The organism is Streptococcus cameli (genome assembly GCF_053207365.1).
In genome coordinates this window covers 43135-61352 of the sequence record NZ_JBRUIM010000006.1, presented here as the reverse complement: position 1 = coordinate 61352, position 18218 = coordinate 43135, and the positions used below count along the sequence as shown (strand labels likewise).

The window sequence follows — 18218 nt, the reverse complement described above, 5'->3', positions numbered from 1 at the left end:
GAAAGGAGGTGAAAGAAATGTCACACTATACCACAGGGGAAATCGCCAAGAAAGTTGGCGTTACTGTGCGAACAGTGCAGTACTATGACCAACGCGGACTCTTGAGTCCGTCGGATTGGACAGAGGGCGGTCGTCGAATCTACAAGGAAGAAGATGTTCAGATTCTTCAGATAATTGCCTATTTAAGAGAATTGGACTTCTCCCTCGCCCACATCAAAGATGTTCTAGCAGACGACCAATCCCAAGCTGTCTTGTCTACCCTTCTGGACACGCACATTGCCAGTTTGCAAGAAACAGCTAAAGCCCAAGAGGTTAAAATCAAAGAACTGCAGCTCTTACGAAAGACCATTCAAGGCGAGACTGATTTTTCCCTAAACAACTTATCTGACATTTCTCTAACCATGAAACACCATCTTACTTGGCGTCGGTTTGCAGGCAAGCAATACCTCAAACTCATTCTTGTCATCGCACTCTTTATCGGCTTGCTCTATTTTAGTGAATGGGCTTCTGTCAAATGGCTGGCCATTCCTGCAGCGATCCTATACATAGGCGGACTTTGGTATCTCGTTCGCAATTATTACCGACAAGTGCAGTATCACTGCCCTATTTGCCATCAGAGCTTTAAACCCGCCTTTCAAGCATTTGTATGGGCAAGACACACTCCTAAGACACGAACATTGACCTGTCCTCATTGTTCACAGACCAGTAAGTGCATCGAATTGGTGGAGAAAACCTAATCAAAAAAGAAGTTGGAAAATCCAACTTCTTTTCTTATGTCTTGTTGATTAAGCAACTTCTACTTCATCTTTTTTCTTACCAGTGACTTTCATCAAGCCAAAACCAAGAAGAGCAAGTAAAGCGATATTTGCAGCAATCAAGGCAACTAGCCACCATTTTGTTTTTGGTTTGTAGATGTCAAATGCTGCGGAGTTTGCAACAGTGTACAAAATATTCTTCGTAGCTTGACGCATTGCTTGTTGACCAACATTTGTGCCGGTTGATTTTTCAGTCAACATTAACCCCATAGGTGTCAACATCAAGTCACCACCAGCACGGATGGCTTGGTCTGCGTACATGTGAGGAGCACCAGCAAAGTCAGTGATGACCATACCTTTGAAGCCCCACTCGTCGCGAAGAACTGTTGTAAGGAGTGCTTTGTCACCACCAGCCCATGTTGTTCCGATACGGTTAAAGGATGACATCAAGGCTGTAGCACCGCCCTCTTTTACAGGAATCTCAAATGCTTTCAAGTAGATTTCACGAATGGCTTGTTCATTTGACCAAGTTGCAACACCCTCACGGTTGTCTTCTTGGTCATTGAGGGCAAAGTGTTTAGTGAAGGTATAAACGCCATTTTCAAGGGCTTTCTTCGCTAATGCAGATGCCATTTTACCTGAAATATATGGATCTTCTGAGTAGTACTCAAAGTTCCGTCCTGAGAATGGTGTACGGTGAATGTTTACTGCTGGAGCATAGAGACCGACGATACCGTGTGCCAATGCTTCCTTAGCAAATGCATCACCCATTTCTTCTGCAAGATCAAGGTTCCAGGTTGATGCGACAACTACTTCTGAGTTGAATTGAATACCTTTGATACCTTGGAAGATACCGTTGATACCTGCAGGACCATCCAAGTCAACCACAGCTGGTTTGTCGATCGATTTCACCGCACCAGTTGCGTAACCACCAAATTGAATCAATTGAGCCATTTCAGCTACTGATACTTGCTCAAGCAATTGATCCCACTTCTCATCATCATAGTCAAGGCCAACTACATCTACCAAACGTAGGCCATTGTCTTTGATAACAATTTCTTCTGCTGCAGGATCATCTTCAGTTGGGACATTGTCAGAAGCCATTGCGGCTGCAATTTCTTCACTTGCTTCTCTGTCAGGAGTGCGTTCTTTTGGAAGGGTACCTTCCCAGTTTGCGCGACTTGTGTAAACCACGTCACCTGCCGCTTCATCAAATTGGTTTGTAACCTCAATCTTGTCAGAAATACGTTGTTTCACAACTTCTTTCTTCTCAATTTTGTATTCTTCTGAATCCAAAACATCATGAGCATTGTTCATCAATTTGATTTCGTATGTTCCTTGGTCAAGAACATAAGATTTATCACCTTTGTAATCGTATGAAGCCATGTCATCACGGTCATAAGTGATAGTCAAGGTTTCGCTTGCGCCTGGTTCCAAGACTTCTGTCTTGTCAAAACCAGCTAAGACAACGTGAGATTTTTCAATACCACCAACAGTGTATGGTGCAGTGAAGTAAACTTGAGCAACATCTTTACCAGCAACATCACCAGTATTTGTTATTTCTACTGTTACTTCAATTTGGCCATCAACTTCTTTCATGTCTTTGATTTCTTGTTTGAAATCAGTGTAGCTCAAACCATAACCAAATGGGTATTGAACTGCTGCATCATAAGCTGCCTCGTCCACTTTACCAGTCGCATTGTCCACATAACGTGTTTCATAGTAACGGTAACCAACGTAGATACCTTCTTGGTAATCAAGGAACTTGTAGTTCATTTCTTGAGGCTCTTTTGCGCCCCAAGGAGTACGTTCGTAAGTGATGTTTGTATAGTTGAAGTCACCTTGGTTGTAGAAGGCAGGATTGCTTGTAATGTCATAAGCGTATGTATCCACCAAACGACCTGAAGGGTTGACTTCACCTGCCAAGATATTGGCAACACCTGTCAAACCAGTTGAACCAGGTCCACCAATCCAAAGAGCGGCATCAACTCCAGCTTCCTTCAAGAAACCAAGCTCCATAGCGTTTGATGAGTTGACCAAGACAACCACTTTATCGAAGTTATCTGTAACCGTCTTCAACATTGCTTTTTCAACATCTTGTAATTCAAGATAGTGTTTGCCTTTGTCCCCTTGTTGGTATTCAGACATTTCATATGGAAGGTCAGCACCCTCACCACCATTACGAGAAATCACAACAAGCGCTGTATCAGAGAAATCTTTTGCATTCGCAAGCAATTCGTCTGTGTATTTGTCTTGTGTTGGTTCGTAAATGTTGTAGTCACCACCATTAAGTGAGAAAATGTTGGTTCCTTCTTTTTTAGGAAGGTTTTCAGTATAGAAATCTGTTAACTCAGCGTTCAATTCAAAACCTGCTCCTTCAAGACCCGCTTGAAGATTCACGTTTTTAGACTCATCCGCCGCACCTGAACCGGATCCACCATAAGTGATGGACACAGAAGAAATACCAAAGACGTTCAATTTCTTTGTATCTTTTAATGGCAAAGTGTTATTTTTGTTTTCAAGAAGAACAGAACCTTCTTCTTGAATAGAAGTCGCCAACGCTTTTGATACTTTCTCAGCATCTGCGATTTTAGCATCGTCCGCATAAGATGGTGCAAAGTAGGTATCGACCACGTTAACAAACATATTGACAGCATAGTTGGCACCAATAATGACAACCCCTAACAATGCCAATAAAGCTGTTAAAATTTTACCTTTTTTACCTGCAAAGGATTTGTTTTGAACCCCGCGATAAATAAAATAGGCAAAGAGTGCCACCACAGCAACACTTGAAGCAATCAATGCTGTTTTAACCATACTTGCCGCATCCCATGGTTGGTATGAGCTAGCGTAATCTTTTGCTTGCACCGTCGCTCCAACAGAAGCTACCGCAGCAACAAGACCTGCTAAACCAGTCTTTTTCCAAGTCTTCATAAGACCCCTCCTAAATTTTTCTAAGACTTTGAAAGCCTTTTCTACGCTTTTTACTTTATCAAAAGAAAAGAAAACTGAAAACCCTTTCCTCATAATCTGTCGATTTTTTATCATAAATTGCATTTCTGTCGTCGCACTATAATTTTTTCCATGATTTTGGTATACTGGATACAATAGAAAGGGATTCTCATGAAAATTGCGATTGTTGAAGACCAAAAAATCGAACAAGACCGACTCACTTCCTACATTACAGATTATTGCCAAGCCAATCATCTGAATGTTGAGGTGGTCTGTTTTAATGATGGCTTGGATATTACCAGTGACTACCAATCCTTATTTGATGTCATTTACCTAGATGTCGAAATGGAAATCATGGACGGTATGACCACTGCCCAAAAAATCCGTCAGTTAGACAAGGATGTCTTACTGGTTTTTGTGACCAACCATTCTCAAGTGGCCATTCAAGGCTATTCTGTCGAAGCAACTGATTTCCTCTTAAAACCTCTTAGTCAGTTTGTCTTTGAAGAACATTTCAAAAAGATTCTCCGAAAACTGCCAAGCTCGGAAGAAGAAGAACAGTTCTTATATATTAAAAACAAATCCACAACTACTAAAGTATTCCTGAACGATATTTACTATATAGAAAGTGTTGGACACAACCTGCATCTGCACACCAAAAAAGGGGTAGTGACAACCAATAATTCATTAAAAAACATGGAGAGTTTACTGGATTCGAAAAACTTCTTCCGTTCCAATTCCGGTTACATTGTCAACTTGGCCTATGTTGAAAAAGTAGCTGGCAATATTGCTTATGTACATGGTGAGCCACTTCAAATCAGCCGTCCTCGGAAAAAAGACTTCATGGCTGCCTTGACCAATTACGTAGGAGACACCCTCCTATGATGACCCATTTTCCAGATATTCCACGAGCCTATACAGCCCTTGCAGAAACCTTAGCGTGTCTTCTAGTCTGCTATCCTTTGTCAGAAGCTAGTCGCCTCAAACTACTGGGAAAATGGGTGATTCCGCTCATTTTTCTCGGACAAGTCATTCTACAATTGCTAGCCGGAACATTCCCCCTCACCTTTTGGGTCCTCGGAATGCTGATTAATATCGCTTGGATGTATGCCTCCATCTCATTTTTAGGGGTATCAAAGCCCTTGACCCAGATTTACCTGACCGCCAAAGCCTTTGTTGCTGCCGAGTTAATCGCATCTATCTCCTGGCACATCTACTGCCTGACCCTGCTAAAAACCAGCTACGATAGCTTAGCTAGCCAAATGGCACTCGTCCTTGCACTATACTGCCTCGTCCTCTACTTGCTTTACCGCCAAGAAAAGAAAACAACCCTAGCTGATCTAGATAAGTTTATTGATAAACGCGACGTCGCCGTCGCTGTCTTTACATCAGTTGCTATCTTTTCCTTTAGTAATATCGGTTTTATCCTGTCTGGCACACGGCAATTCCAAGATTCAACCAGTATTTTCATCTTGCGAACGACGGCTAACCTATCGGGAATGCTGCTACTGTTTACCCAGGAGTCCCAGCAATACGACCGATACTTGCGAGAAGAGTTGTCCTCTATTAACCGGATGTTCGAGCTTCAGTACAAACAATACCAAGCCTACCGTGAAAACAGTGAATTGATCAGTCGTAAAGTCCATGACTTGAAACACCAATTGTACATCATTCGACAAGAAGCCGATAAACAAAAACAAAATCAATACCTGGATGAAATGACCATTGCCATTCAAAATTTTGAGACCAAAGTTGAAACAGGCAATCCCATTCTGGATACCATTCTGACCCAGAAAAACCATTATTGCCTGCAAAACAAAATCAATTTCACCTGTATCGTACAGGGAGAACCCTTGAACTTCATGGATGCAATGGATATTTCTGCGCTCTTTGGAAATGCCATGGACAATGCCATTGAAGCCGTGGAAAAAATCCCACAAGAAGAAAAAAGGCTGATTACCCTAAAAGTCTCCAGCCATAACAACTTTATTGTGATGCGGTTGGACAATTACGACACCTCCAATATTGAGTTATCCAGTCATACCCTCCCGAGTACCTCAAAGAAAAACAAGGATTACCACGGAATCGGCCTCAAAAGCATGGATTACATCACCCAAAAATACAATGGCCAACTGACCTTGACTAAGGAAGATAATTGGGTCCGCCTAAAAATCTTAATTCCACAAGCATAAAAGCACCTTTCGGTGCTTTTTACATGTCTTTGTACATTTGGTTGGCCAGCTCTAAGAATTGTCCAAGCAAATCATTATGTTCCACAATCAAGTCATAGAGTTGGTCCTCACTTAAGACGCCTGCTTTTACCTTTTCATGTGGCTTTTCACGTAAGTCGTACCACTCCTCGCTACCGTAAAAGGTACGCAATTCCTGGTAATCACGATAGGCAGACTGAAAAGCTGCCAAAGTACTTTTTACTTGTTCTAAAACTGGTTGAAAACGGTCATATTTAGCTTCCAGTTCCTCTACACGCGCCTGTTCTTCTGGTGTCATTTACTGCACCTCCTTTTTTCTATCATAGCGGGAAGTAGCTTTTTTTGCAACAAAAAAACCAGCCAAAGCTGGTTTTTGAAGTTCTCCACAAAGTGAGAATTAAAGCATTTTGTTGTAGAATTCTACGACAAGAGCTTCGTTGATTTCTGGGTTGATTTCATCGCGTTCTGGCAAGCGAGTTAATGAACCTTCCAATTTTTCAGCATCGAATGATACGAAAGCTGGACGTCCAAGAGTTGCTTCAACTGCTTCAAGGATAGCTGGAACTTTAGCAGATTTTTCGCGAACTGAGATCACTTGACCAACTTCAACACGGTATGATGGGATATCAACGCGTTTGCCGTCAACAAGGATATGACCGTGGTTTACGAATTGACGTGCTTGACGACGAGTAGTCGCAAGGCCAAGACGGTAAACAACGTTGTCCAAACGACGCTCAAGAAGAACCATGAAGTTGAAACCAAGAGTTCCTTCTTTGATTTTAGTAGCTTGTACGAACAAGTTACGGAATTGTTTTTCACCCAAACCGTAAGAGAAACGCAATTTTTGCTTTTCAGCCAATTGCAAACCGTATTCAGACAATTTAGAACGGTTATTTGGTCCGTGTTGTCCTGGTACGTAGTTACGACGTGCTAATTCTTTACCTGTGCCTGTAAGAGACAAGCCAAGGCGACGAGATTGTTTCCATGATGGTCCTGTATAACGTGACATGTTATCAAGTCCTCCTCTAAATAAAATATATTTTGAGGAAATAACGATTTACTTGATTCTGATTCGTGCAGATACCCTTCGCCTAAACAGCCAAGGTTACTGGTTTTTCAGAGAATCTGTTGACGAGCTTCATATCAAGCTGCTATTATTTCACACAAAGAGTATTATAGCACGAAAAAAAGCCTATTGCAAGGCTTTTTTCTTATTTCTTCAACCCCAGAAGGCCCAAAATCTCTCTTCGGTACTGGAGTTTGGCCAAATCCGGTTGCTCAGCTCTTTTCCAATCCATGGCTAGTTCGGCCACAATCTCACCAGGACGATGGTTCAAGACATAAATGCGGTCGCTCAGCTCGATCGCTTCTTCTATGCTATGGGTGATCAAAAGGGTGGTCAACTCCAGTTTCTGGTGAATCTCCCGATACCAATCATGCAGAGCCATCTTGGTCATCTCATCCAAAGCACTAAAGGCTTCATCTAAGAGAAACAAATCATGCCCAAAGAGATAGGTCCGCAACAAGGCGATCCGTTGCCGCATCCCGCCACTCAGCTCGTGTGGATAGGCATCGCGCACATGAGCCAACTCAAAAGTAGCTAGGAGCTGGTCCGCCTCTTGAATCGCCTCTTTCTTTTTGATTCCACGTAAAACCAAGGGCAAAATAATATTGCCCAAAACGGTTTTGTGTTCCAATAAGAGGTCCTTTTGTAGCATATAGCTGACCTTTCCTTTTGGATTTTCCTCTCCATCAACCAGAATACGGCCTTCTTTGACCGGCAAGATTCCCGCAATCAGGTTAAATAGGGTGGTTTTTCCAACTCCACTAGGACCCAAAATGGACACAATTTCTCCCGGTTTGACATAGAGGTTGATTTGTTTCAAGATAGCTTCTTTCTCATAGGAAAAAGAGAGGTTTTGCAATTCAATTTTCTTCATTCGTTAGTCCAAGTAGTCATTTGAAAAACCTTGGTCTTTCATATCTTTTTCTAAAATTCCTTTTTCATGAGCCCATGCATAGAAGGCATTCCAACGCTCAGCGTCAAATTTACCCCAGTCTTCTGGATTAGCAGCGTATTGACTAGACAAGTATTCTTGTGAAGCGACCACAAATTCTTTTTGATTTCCCAAAGCTGGCGCATGTTTGATGAGGATTTCTGCACTTTCTTCAGGGTTTTCAATAGCGAATTGGTAACCTTTTTTGATGGCCTTGAGCACTTTTTTAGCCTCATCCTCATTTTCCTTGAGGTAGTCATTGTTGGCAATAATAACTGGAGAATAGTAGTCAAAGGCTTTTTCAAAATCAGTTAAGTAGAAGAAATTGGTTTCGATGCCTTCTTTTTCGGCCATAACACCGTCCCAGCCCTTGTAAATCCAAGCCGCTTCAAACATCTTATTGGCAATAGGTGTCACTGAGTTGGCATCCGTATTAGGTACTTTTTCGACCTTTTCAAAGTCGCCACCCGCTTCTGTTACCAAGGTTTCCAACATACCTAATTCAATCGGATCATTCCAGGTTCCGTATTTTTTACCGACCAAGTCTTTTGGCGTTGTAATATTGGCCTGGGTAGCTGAAATGATACCAGAAGTGTTGTGTTCCACAATGGCCGCAACCGCTGTGATCCCAGCTCCTTTTTCTAACTTTTTAGCCATCGAATCTTGGAAGTAGATTGCAAATGGTGCCTTGCCGTTGATAACCAAGTCTGAAGAGCTGTCTTCTGATGGCAACTTGATGTCAACTGACACGCCTTCTTCTTCAAAATAACCTTTTTCTAAAGCGACATAGAGACCTGTGTGGTTGGTATTTGGCGTCCAGTCCAAAATAAAATCAATGGTCTTCTCTTCTTTTTTGCCTTCCTTAGCTGGCGAACAAGCCGCCAAACCAAAGACAGAGAGAGCTAGTAAAGACGCTACTACAAGACGAAATTTCTTTTTCATGTTTATTCCTTTTTCTATTTGGTGATGCTTGGTTTCCATTTGATCACATATTTTTCGCTGATTTCAACCACTTTCATGCCCAGCAAGCTGATCAATGAAACGAGGATGATAATCGCAAACATGGTGTCATATTGGAACAGTTTTTTCGATTGAATCATATAAACTCCTAGACCCTCAAATCCGCCCAGCCATTCTGAAACAACAGCAGAGATAAAAGCGTAGGAGACACTGACACGGAGGCCAGCATAAAAATAGGGAAGCGAATTGGGCACCTTGAAATGTCGCAAAACCTGCCAGGGGGTAGCGCCCATCAATTGAAAGAGCCGAAGGGTATCCGCATCACATTGACGGAAACCATCCAAGATACTGACAATAATGGGGAAAGTGGTGGTTAAAATAATGAGCACGATTTTGGGCAACAAACCATAGCCCAACCAAAGCACTAAGATAGGAGCCATCGCAATGGTCGGAATGGTCTGTATAACCACTAAAATCGGATAAAGCATATCGTTGATCCAGCTGTAACGGTCCATGACCAAGGCCAGCAAACAAGCGATGACGACCCCTAAAAAGAGACCCAGCATGGCTGTTCGCAAGGTATATAGACTATGTTGCAGCAAGAGTTCCCGATCCCTTATCACGGCTTGTACAATCTCGATTGGAGTTGGCAAGATATACTTGGGCAAGAGTTTCAGGTAGCCCATCCCCTGCCAGACAAGGAGCAAGAGACCAATCCCAACCCAGCTCATTTGTTTACGAATGATAGTTTTCAATTTTTTCCTCAATAGACAAAATCTGTCCGTAGTTAATCTTCACATTGGCAAAAATATTGTCCGCTTCTTGGCCAGCTAACTCAATAGCCTGCCCCAAAATCGGAAACAATTCTTCCCAATCTCCCTCTAAAACCGTCTCAAACGGTGTCACCACCCGCTTGACAGGTTGTTCCTGTAAATAGGCGATCACCTTTTCAATGACTGGCAAACGCTCATCTCGGTCCGTCAAGGGAAGGATTTGCAGTGCAATACTGGCCTTCATTTCCTAAACCTCCATTCTTTTTAAACTAAAAAAACACTCTCTCCCTGGGAAAAAGTGCATAAAATATGTGTCATTCTTATCGTTCCCTACGCTAGCATTACCTAGATCAGGTGCGGTCGAAGCTTACACTTCCTCTCAGACTGTACACAGACTCCCAATACCTTAATCTTAACGAAAACGGTCTCAAAAGTCAAGGAAGCCGTTTTCTGAAAAAATTTAAATAAAGCAAGGATTTGCAAAAATGCGGTCTGGTGATTTAGCAGAGCGTATCGGCATCACACCGGCCAATCTCTCCATTTTAAAGACCGGAAAGGCCAAGGCCATCCGTTTTTCAACCCTGGAAGCCATTTGCAAAGAACTGGGCTGCCAACCAGGTGATATTTTGGAATATGTGCCAGACGAATAAAGCCATCAAAAAAAGCAGCCTTGTGAGGTTGCTTTTTTTAGTCTAGATAATGAATCAAGATTTTTTCCGTTAAAATATCTGAGTAGGTATAAGATTCTACATAGGTATTGTTCGGATCTTCAAACTCAACGATAAAGAGCGATTGGTAGACCTCGATGATCTTTCCTTGTTTGTTCTTTTCGCGTTTCCGACCGTTTTCAAGGGTCAATTCAACCACTTGTCCTTCATGTTCTTTTATGTCTGCCTTGATTTGCTTCATCTTGGCCACATCTGTAAATGCATCACTCATCTCTTATCCTTCCTCTCTCTTGGAAATACTTGAAAACTTATTGTATTCTTTTTGGAAAATCAACTCGACTTGACCCCGTTCACCCGAACGGTTTTTTTCGATAATGATTTCAACGGTATTATTTGGCAAAGCCCCTTCTTCTTCCTCGTTATGATAGTAATCATCCCGGTGTAGAAAGGCTACGATATCCGCATCTTGCTCGATTGATCCTGATTCCCGCAAGTCAGACAGCATGGGACGCTTGTCCGCCCGTTGTTCAATGGAACGAGACAACTGACTCAGGGCGATAACAGGAACCTTTAACTCTTTTGCCAAGACTTTTAACTGACGTGAAATTTCAGAAACTTCTTGTTGTCGGCTTTCGCGGCCATTTCCTGTGATCAACTGCAAGTAGTCAATCAAGACCAAACCAAGGTTACCGGTTTCTTGGGCTAATTTACGAGCTCTGGAGCGGATTTCTGTAATCCGAATCCCTGGCGTATCATCGATATAGATGCTGGATCTGGCCAGATTGGACTGGGCAATCATGAGTTTTTGCCACTCATCATCGCTCAACTGACCGGTACGAATAGACCGAGAGTTGATAACACCTTCTGAGGCCAACATCCGGTCGACCAAACTTTCCGCACCCATCTCCAAAGAGAAGATGGCAACCGTCTTCCCTAATTTTGTTGCAATATTTTGAGCAACATTGAGGGCAAAGGCTGTCTTACCAACCGCAGGACGAGCTGCCAAAATGATCAACTCTTCCTCATGGAAACCTGTTGTCATATGGTCTAGAGCTGGATACCCAGAAGCTATCCCTGTAATTGAGCTGGTCTGTTGCGACCGCTCTTCCAATAATTCAAAGTTGATGTTTAAAACATCATCAATCTTCCGAAAACCAGAACGAGTCGTTCCTTCGCTGACATCAATCAGGGCTTTCTCCGCCGCTGCAATAATGGCATCTGAGTCCTCTGCCCCCTCATAAGCCTTGTTCACAGACTCTGTTAAACGCTCGATGACTTTTCGTAGGTTGGATTTTTCTGCCACAATCTTGGCATAATATTCCGCATTGGCTGATGTAGGGACTGAGTTGATAATTTCAGCCAAGTAGCCCAGACCACCAATGTTTTCCAAATCACCCTGATTGTCCAAGTGATTCCGCATGGTTGTTGCATCAATGGCTTCGTTGCGTTCAGAAAGAGCAATCATCGCTTTAAAGATTAGCTGATGAGCATACTTAAAGAAGTCATCTGACTCAATATGTTCTCTGACAAACAACAACTTATTTTCATCAATGAAAATAGCCCCTAAAACGGATTGTTCTGCCAATAAATCATGGGGTTGCATCCGCAATTCATTTAGTTCTGACACGCACTCACCTCCCTACAATAATAAGATTTGCTTAGGCGTCTTTAATTTGCAATTGGATTTCACCAACAATGTCTTGGTATAGCTTGACAGGCACTTCCACCGAGCCGATGGAACGCAATGGATGATCCAACTGAATGTGGCGTTTGTCAACTTTAATTCCGAATTGCTTTTCCAATTCTTCCGCAATTTTCTTGCTGGTAATAGAACCGAAGGTCCGGCCATCTGGGCCGACTTTTTCTGTAAATTGCACAACGGTTTCTTCTTTGGCTAAGGTCGCTTTCAATTGCTCTGCGTCTGCAATCATCTCAGCATGGGCTTTTTCTTTTGCCTTTTGTTGACCACGCAATTCACCAATTGCTTGATTAGTTGCTTCCTTGGCTAAATTTTTCTTAATCAAAAAGTTTTGGGCATAACCTGTTGGGACTTCTTTGATTTCCCCTTTTTTCCCCTTGCCTTTTACATCTGCTAAAAAGATTACCTTCATGTCTTTTCTCCTATTCTTCGCTTATTTCTTCTTGGATTTTTTCTCTCAAGGAAGCTTCGACAGCGGCAAGCGTCTGATCCTTGATTTGAGCAGCAGCTTGGTTAAAATGACCACCACCGCCCATAGCTTCCATAATGCGTTGGACATTAATTTTGCTACGTGAACGAGCAGAAATAGCCGTATAACCATTGATGTTTTTTGTAACAACAAAGACCGCTTCAATTCCTGACATATCTAGAATAGCATCTGCCGCCTTACTTGGTGTCACATTGTCATAGGCAATATCTCCATCACCCATAACCAAAATCATCCCATCTCCCAAACGTTGCCCTCGAAGAATCAGCTCATTGATGCGGCGATACTCGTCAAAGTCAGTTGCAGAAATCGTGTGAATTTCAAGACTGTCACTTCCTCTTGTGCGCAAATAACTAGCCACATCAAAGGTCCTGCTATTCACACGCGCTGTAAAGTTTTTCGTATCCAGCATAATGCCTGCCATCAAAAGACTGGATTGGAGGCGATTGAGCTTAAATCGGCGGTCATTCTGGAATTGAATCAACTCCGTTACCAATTCACTAGCTGAACTCGCACCACTTTCGATATAGGTCAAAATTGAATTCGTCGGAAAATCTGCATCCCTACGGTGATGGTCTACTACGATTACCTGTTCAAATAATTCATAGAAATCCTTAGACAGTGTTAAACCAATCTTAGAATGGTCTACCATAATTAAGATGGACTGTGGAGTGACTTTCTTCGTCGCCTCTTCAATTGTCAACAGATTCGAACAATTTTCCTCTTTAAGCTTGTTAATGGCTCGCTCAATATCTGGAAACATTTCCTTTTCATTGTAGACCGTATAGGCATTGTTCATGATGTTTTGTGAGAAATACTGCATACCAACAGCTGACCCTAGAGCATCCATATCCATATTTCTATGACCCACTACAAAAACAGCATCGACCGTTTTCAGCTTGTCTGAAACAGCCGTCATCATGGCTCTTGTACGAGTTCTGGTTCGTTTAACAGCAGAAGCAGAGCCACCGCCAAAGAATTTCGGTTGCTGATTGTCCTCACTACCTTTGATCACCACTTGGTCTCCACCACGCACTTCAGCCATATTGAGGTTTTGCATAGCCACTTGACCAATCAACTGATGGTTGCCATCACCATAGGCAATCCCAATACTCAATGTCAAAGCCAATTCTAAATTCTTTGCTTCTTCACGAAACTTATCAATGACATCAAATTTTGTATCAATCAAACGCTCCAATACCGCATAATCCGTAAAGAAATAAAACCGGTCCATGGTCCCACGGCGATAGTAAATCTGATTTTCTTCTGCAAAATTGGATACAAACTGAGCCAAAAAACTATTGACCTGACTAATTTGAGAATCCGTGACCGTATTTTCCAATTCGTCATAGTTGTCAACTGAAATAATCCCAATCACTGGACGGCTACCAATTAAACTAGACGTTGCGGTGTATTCCGTAGAAGCATCAAAAAAGTAAAACAGACCTTGCTGGATATCAACATGCACAGCATATCTTTTCTCACCAAACAAGGCGTACGAGCGATCAGTATCTAAACCGACATCGACAATCTCTTTTAATTTTTTTTGATCAAACTCGCCATCTTCCTGAGCAAAAATCAATTCCGCAAACGGATTAAACCACTCAACATGATTATCCTCTTTGCGAATCTTAATCACACCGACTGGCATCTGGTCTAATACTTTCAATAAGCCATGATTGGCTTGTTCATTGAGGTATTCAATCTGTTCTAATTCACTAATGTCATAGGATTTTTTTTGTAAAATTAAGGCCAAGACCAAACTAGTAAGTGCTACAAACACAACAAAGTAAGTCGCTACCATATCAGCAAAAAAGCGACTTAATAATACAATCATTCCAAATAAAATGAGCCCCAACATGATAAAATGAAGGGTTGAAAATCGAAATTTTTTCATCTTTAACCTCTGCATGCCATTTTAACACAAAAACGCCTAAAAATCTACCCTTCTCCTCCTCTAAAAACCTATCTAGAATCAGAAAAAGACAGCCTTAACGACTATCTTTTTCCTTGTTCTTTGAAATCGACCGACTTCTACCTTCCAAATAGACCATCAAAATGGACACATCTGCTGGATTGACACCAGAGATACGACTGGCTTGCCCAATGGTTTCTGGATTGATTTTCTTAAATTTCTGACGAGCTTCTGTCGCAATGCTGTCAATATCGTCCCAATCAATATCAGCTGGAATCCGTTTTTCTTCCATGCGCTTCATCTTCTCAACCTGGTCCAATGCTTTCTCAATATAGCCTTCGTACTTGATTTCGGTTTCAAGAAGTTCAATGACCTTGCTATCCAACTCCTCGGCCGCAGGGCCGACAAATTGCGTCACAATGCTATGGTCAATGCCTGGACGACGCATAAATTCTTTGGCTGTCATGGCATCTGCCAACGGTTTAAAGCCAAGTGCCACAACTTTTTCATTTGTTTCCTTGACAGGTTTCAACTTGATGCTGTCAAGTCTTGTCAACTCGTTGTCAACTTGACGCTTTTTAGTTGAAAAGACTGACCAACGCTTTTGGTCTACCAAACCAACTTCTTTTCCAATTGGTGTCAAGCGCATATCGGCATTGTCATGACGTAAAATCAAGCGGTATTCTGCCCGACTGGTTAAAAGTCGATAAGGTTCCAAGGTTCCTTTGGTCACCAAATCGTCAATCATCACCCCGATATAAGCGTCGCTACGTTTGAGGATTAACTCTGGTTTCCCTTGAACCTTGAGGGCTGCATTAATACCGGCTACTAAACCTTGGCCAGCTGCTTCTTCATAACCCGATGTGCCATTGGTTTGACCTGCTGTAAACAAGCCAGAAATCAATTTGGTTTCTAAGGTTGCTCTTAGTTGGTGTGGAAGGACAATATCGTATTCAATTGCATAACCTGTCCGCATCATTTCAGCTTTTTCTAACCCCTTGATCGAATGCACCAAATCCAGTTGAACATCTTCTGGCAGGCTGGTTGACAGACCTTGAATGTACACCTCTTCCGTGTTTCGACCTTCTGGCTCTAAGAACAATTGATGGCGCTCCTTGTCTGCGAATCGGACAATTTTGTCTTCAATGGACGGGCAATAACGAGGACCGACACCTTTGACAACCCCTGAAAACATAGGTGCACGATGAAGGTTTTTATTGATAATATCGTGGCTGGTTTGATTGGTATAGGTCAACCAGCATGGAATTTGGTCCGTCACATAATCCTCATCTTTAGACAAGAATGAAAAATGGTTGGGTTTCTCGTCGCCAGGCTGGATTTCTGTCACATCGTAATCGATAGAAGATGCCTTGACACGAGGAGGGGTTCCTGTTTTAAACCGGCCAATTTCAAGACCTAATTTTTTCAAATTATCCGCCAAGGTAATGGAAGCTAGGCTGTTGTTTGGACCAGAAGAGTATTTCAAATCGCCCAAGATAATCTCCCCGCGAAGGGCTGTCCCCGTAGTAACCACCACCGCAGCTGCTCCGTAAACTTGACCAGTTGCTGTCAAGACGCCTGTCACCTTGCCATCTTCGACCAAAATATCGTCAATAATGCTCTGGCGGAGGGTCAAATTTTCTTGATTTTCCACCGTTCGTTTCATCTCTTGTGAATAGAGGTGCTTGTCCGCCTGAGCTCTGAGGGCACGGACAGCAGGTCCTTTACCTGTATTGAGCATTTTCATCTGGATATAGGTTTTGTCAATGTTGCGGCCCATTTCGCCACCCAAGGCATCAATTTCACGGACAACAATTCCCTTAGCCGATCCACCAATAGACGGGTTACACGGCATAAAGGCCACCATATCCATATTGATGGTCGCTAGCAAAGTCTTACAACCCATACGGGCTGCAGCAAGCCCGGCTTCAACACCTGCGTGGCCGGCTCCAATGACAATCACATCATAGTGATCTGTTACAGTTTTTGTCATTTCTTTCTTCTCTTTTCTATCAATTCTTGTAAATAGGGCACCAAATTCTGGTCAGTCTGTTCAGATAGAGGAACCCAGCTGTAAGCGACATGTTCTTCTGGGTCTAAGATAATCTCTTGCGGCTTTTCAACCAGCTGACAAGCATAGACCAGGCGAGTAAAGACCGTTTCTTTTTCAAAATCCAATTGGCTATCTTCGTGCAGAATAGACAAGTCTTCTTGGTTGATTTCAATCCCTGTTTCTTCTAGGCATTCTCTCACAGCAGCATCTCGAGGCAATTCATCTTCCTCAACACCACCACCAGGAATATCCCAGAAACCCGCATAGACATTCGGCTCCCCTCGCTTGATTTCAGAACGCTGAATAATGAGAAACTCGTTCTCCAAACACAATAGAACGTGTGCAATTAGCTTAACGCTCATGACTTCGGTCCTCCATATTGACGATGTGCTTGATACGACCATCCCAGTTTTTTAACTCTGTTTTTAAAAAGACTGGCTTGACATCTAGTTGTTCCAACTCATCAATCCTAACCCACTCACATCGCCTAGATTCCTCACCTTCGACCATCAAGGGATTCGGCTCTGTTAAAGGAGTCAGCAGATAAACAAACTCAATTCGATGGAATTGTTTTTTCCCAATCGAAAAGTGATTCTCCACAATAAAAGCCAAGTGATCTACGCTTGAACGGCAACCAATTTCTTCCTCCACTTCACGGACAACAGCCTCTTCAGTAGTTTCCCCAACTGAAATTGCACCACCAATGGTATGATAGGCTCCATCCACATCTTTGCACAGATAAACTTGATCCTCTCGGACAATCAAAGCTGTCGCACGTACCCAAAAATGGTTCTGGTCAACGGTTGTTCTAAAATCCATGTTCTGTACTCCTAAATAATCCCACATCATACCAAACAAAAACAGCCAAAACCCTGAAAACTGTACGCTAAAAAACGCACAATTCCCATGAGCTTTGACCATCAGTGGTTATTGTAAAATTAGTATAGCAAAAAAGCACTTGTTTTTCAAACAAAATTATGTTGTGCAATCACTTCTTCCATCTTTTTAGGACGCAATAGAACAAAGGTTATAGTTCCAAATACAATAACAAACAACGGAAGGGCGTGCCACGGTACCTCTTGATTGACAACACTAGCAACTCCTTGGCTCCCAATGGCCGCAAAATCTTGTAAAAAATGAGAAAATATAACCCAAACTAGCGATTGGGTCCGCAGATAAAGCGCTCCATAAAACAGACCAATCATAGAAGCGGTTATGATTTGAAAAACAGTAAATTCAAGAGGTTGCACCAAGAAATTTGGCGCATGAGCAATCCCAAAAATGAATGAAGAAAGAAACACCCCCAACCAAATCCGATTAGACTGGCCTTGACTATGTTTGGTTAAATATCCCAACACGATCCCTCGACAGATATACTCTTCTACAACTCCTGCTACGATTGAAAAAACAAGGGCAGGTAATATATACTCCTGTTTTAGATCCAACAAAAAGGAAAGATTAGCAAACAGGATATAAAAGAAAAGCGGAGTGAGAGCAATCAGTTGTGCCCGCATGGGAACACGGTTGCTGACAAGATGCCATTCAACACCCAAGAATCGCTTGTTAATAAAGGTAAAAGCCCCAATTAACAGAAGGCCTTGAAGAACGGATGAAACCATTGGCTGGTTCAACGGTTTTAAGACTCCCTTAAAGAGCAACAACAAAGCAATTAAAAGAGCTCCCATCAGTAATGCAATTAAAATCGGTGATTGTTTTATCCGTTTCATTCCCTCCTCCTTTGTTTACAAC

19 protein-coding genes are annotated in these 18218 nt (G+C 42.4%); 4 read left to right on the top strand and 15 right to left on the bottom strand.

From position 1 onward, the window contains the following. Window positions 1-17 precede the first annotated feature (17 nt). Window positions 18-737: a MerR family transcriptional regulator gene (locus ACVR1I_RS09975; protein ID WP_447443876.1), complete on the top strand. Its 720-nt coding sequence runs from the start codon at window positions 18-20 to the stop codon at window positions 735-737. Between the two features lie 48 nt (window positions 738-785). Here ACVR1I_RS09975 and ACVR1I_RS09970 read toward each other — a convergent pair whose 3' ends face one another. Next, on the bottom strand, window positions 786-3689 hold the full coding sequence (locus ACVR1I_RS09970; RefSeq protein ID WP_447443875.1) for a glycoside hydrolase family 3 protein: 2904 nt from the start codon (window positions 3687-3689) through the stop codon (window positions 786-788). Window positions 3690-3878: 189 nt separating this feature from the next. Between ACVR1I_RS09970 and ACVR1I_RS09965 the strand changes: the two genes are divergently transcribed. Beyond that, window positions 3879-4592 carry a LytR/AlgR family response regulator transcription factor gene (locus ACVR1I_RS09965; RefSeq protein ID WP_447443874.1) on the top strand — a complete coding sequence of 238 codons (714 nt, stop codon included), beginning with the start codon at window positions 3879-3881 and terminating at the stop codon, window positions 4590-4592. Then, complete coding sequence (locus tag ACVR1I_RS09960) at window positions 4589-5899, top strand: sensor histidine kinase (RefSeq protein ID WP_447443873.1); 1311 nt, start codon at window positions 4589-4591, stop codon at window positions 5897-5899. The genes ACVR1I_RS09965 and ACVR1I_RS09960 overlap by 4 nt, the downstream gene beginning before the upstream one ends. Before the next feature lie 19 nt (window positions 5900-5918). Here the strand turns inward: ACVR1I_RS09960 and ACVR1I_RS09955 are convergent, their stop codons facing one another. From ACVR1I_RS09955 to ACVR1I_RS09930, 6 genes are all read right to left on the bottom strand, one after another. Continuing rightward, on the bottom strand, window positions 5919-6215 hold the full coding sequence (locus tag ACVR1I_RS09955; RefSeq protein ID WP_447443872.1) for a DUF4298 domain-containing protein: 297 nt from the start codon (window positions 6213-6215) through the stop codon (window positions 5919-5921). 99 nt (window positions 6216-6314) lie between these two features. Next, window positions 6315-6926, bottom strand: coding sequence for a 30S ribosomal protein S4 (gene rpsD, locus ACVR1I_RS09950; RefSeq protein WP_018374015.1), 612 nt, complete (start codon window positions 6924-6926; stop codon window positions 6315-6317). A gap of 202 nt (window positions 6927-7128) precedes the next feature. Continuing rightward, the gene (locus ACVR1I_RS09945; RefSeq protein ID WP_447443871.1) at window positions 7129-7857 is read right to left on the bottom strand and encodes an ABC transporter ATP-binding protein; all 729 of its coding nucleotides are present in this window, start codon (window positions 7855-7857) and stop codon (window positions 7129-7131) included. A gap of 3 nt (window positions 7858-7860) precedes the next feature. Then, window positions 7861-8856 (bottom strand): ABC transporter substrate-binding protein, encoded by a 996-nt coding sequence (locus ACVR1I_RS09940; RefSeq protein WP_447443870.1) that lies wholly within the window; start codon window positions 8854-8856, stop codon window positions 7861-7863. 14 nt (window positions 8857-8870) lie between these two features. Continuing rightward, window positions 8871-9605, bottom strand: a complete 735-nt coding sequence (locus ACVR1I_RS09935) for an ABC transporter permease (RefSeq protein ID WP_447443905.1) — start codon at window positions 9603-9605, stop codon at window positions 8871-8873. Window positions 9606-9609: 4 nt separating this feature from the next. After that, the gene (locus tag ACVR1I_RS09930) at window positions 9610-9891 is read right to left on the bottom strand and encodes a thiamine-binding protein (RefSeq protein ID WP_447443869.1); all 282 of its coding nucleotides are present in this window, start codon (window positions 9889-9891) and stop codon (window positions 9610-9612) included. A 241-nt stretch (window positions 9892-10132) separates the two neighbouring features. Between ACVR1I_RS09930 and ACVR1I_RS09925 the strand changes: the two genes are divergently transcribed. Continuing rightward, on the top strand, window positions 10133-10297 hold the full coding sequence (locus ACVR1I_RS09925) for a helix-turn-helix domain-containing protein (protein WP_447443868.1): 165 nt from the start codon (window positions 10133-10135) through the stop codon (window positions 10295-10297). Between the two features lie 37 nt (window positions 10298-10334). On the opposite strand, the gene ACVR1I_RS09920 is transcribed toward ACVR1I_RS09925, so the two are convergent. The 8 genes from ACVR1I_RS09920 to ACVR1I_RS09885 form a co-directional block, all read right to left on the bottom strand. Continuing rightward, the gene (locus tag ACVR1I_RS09920; protein WP_447443867.1) at window positions 10335-10586 is read right to left on the bottom strand and encodes a Veg family protein; all 252 of its coding nucleotides are present in this window, start codon (window positions 10584-10586) and stop codon (window positions 10335-10337) included. Window positions 10587-10589: 3 nt separating this feature from the next. Beyond that, the gene (gene dnaB, locus ACVR1I_RS09915) at window positions 10590-11942 is read right to left on the bottom strand and encodes a replicative DNA helicase (protein WP_447443866.1); all 1353 of its coding nucleotides are present in this window, start codon (window positions 11940-11942) and stop codon (window positions 10590-10592) included. Window positions 11943-11973: 31 nt separating this feature from the next. Continuing rightward, window positions 11974-12426, bottom strand: coding sequence for a 50S ribosomal protein L9 (rplI, locus tag ACVR1I_RS09910; RefSeq protein ID WP_447443865.1), 453 nt, complete (start codon window positions 12424-12426; stop codon window positions 11974-11976). 10 nt (window positions 12427-12436) lie between these two features. Continuing rightward, complete coding sequence (locus ACVR1I_RS09905; protein WP_447443864.1) at window positions 12437-14398, bottom strand: GGDEF domain-containing protein; 1962 nt, start codon at window positions 14396-14398, stop codon at window positions 12437-12439. Window positions 14399-14492: 94 nt separating this feature from the next. Beyond that, window positions 14493-16409 carry a tRNA uridine-5-carboxymethylaminomethyl(34) synthesis enzyme MnmG gene (mnmG, locus tag ACVR1I_RS09900; RefSeq protein WP_447443863.1) on the bottom strand — a complete coding sequence of 639 codons (1917 nt, stop codon included), beginning with the start codon at window positions 16407-16409 and terminating at the stop codon, window positions 14493-14495. Continuing rightward, a complete protein-coding gene (locus tag ACVR1I_RS09895; protein ID WP_447443862.1) occupies window positions 16406-16831 on the bottom strand; it encodes an NUDIX hydrolase in 426 nt (141 codons plus the stop codon). Before ACVR1I_RS09895 ends, mnmG begins: the two co-directional genes overlap by 4 nt. After that, window positions 16821-17288 (bottom strand): NUDIX domain-containing protein, encoded by a 468-nt coding sequence (locus tag ACVR1I_RS09890; protein ID WP_447443861.1) that lies wholly within the window; start codon window positions 17286-17288, stop codon window positions 16821-16823. Before ACVR1I_RS09890 ends, ACVR1I_RS09895 begins: the two co-directional genes overlap by 11 nt. Before the next feature lie 146 nt (window positions 17289-17434). After that, complete coding sequence (locus ACVR1I_RS09885; protein ID WP_447443860.1) at window positions 17435-18196, bottom strand: CPBP family intramembrane glutamic endopeptidase; 762 nt, start codon at window positions 18194-18196, stop codon at window positions 17435-17437. Between the last annotated feature and the right edge of the window lie 22 nt (window positions 18197-18218).